The following is a 392-nucleotide window of genomic DNA, read 5'->3' as shown; positions in this document are numbered from 1 at the left end:
TACACCCTCGACGAGGTGGCCCGCGGCTTCGAGGACATGCACGCCGGGCGGAACCTGCGCGGCGTGATCGTGTTCTGAGCCCGCCCGGGCGTCGGCCTAGCTACGCCGCAGCCGCCGCTCGTTGGCGAGGATGGCCGCGGTCAGCGCCGCCTCCGGCCCGGKGGCGGGCCGGGGTCGGCGCATCAGCACGAAGTCGGCGTCGCCCGGGTCCGGGAGCACGTGCCCGGGCAGCGGCGCCAGGCCGCCGGGCAGCAGGGACTCCGCGTGCACGACGTACCCGAGCCCGGCGAGCACGGCGGCCCGCAGCCCCAGCAGGCTGTCGGTGACGCACGTGGTCCGCCAGACCAGGCCGGCCCGCTCCATCGCCTCCATCGCGGCCCGCCGGGTGATGC

1 pseudogene is annotated in these 392 nt (G+C 77.2%); it reads right to left on the bottom strand.

What is annotated here, in order from left to right:
• Positions 1-96: 96 nt before the first annotated feature.
• Positions 97-392: pseudogene (locus AC1DYG_RS20415) on the bottom strand (LysR family transcriptional regulator); the annotation flags it as partial.

This window comes from Pedococcus sp. P1_H8 (genome assembly GCF_056405175.1).
The sequence above is the reverse complement of the archived record's forward strand: the minus strand, read 5'-3'. Positions and strand labels throughout refer to the sequence as shown.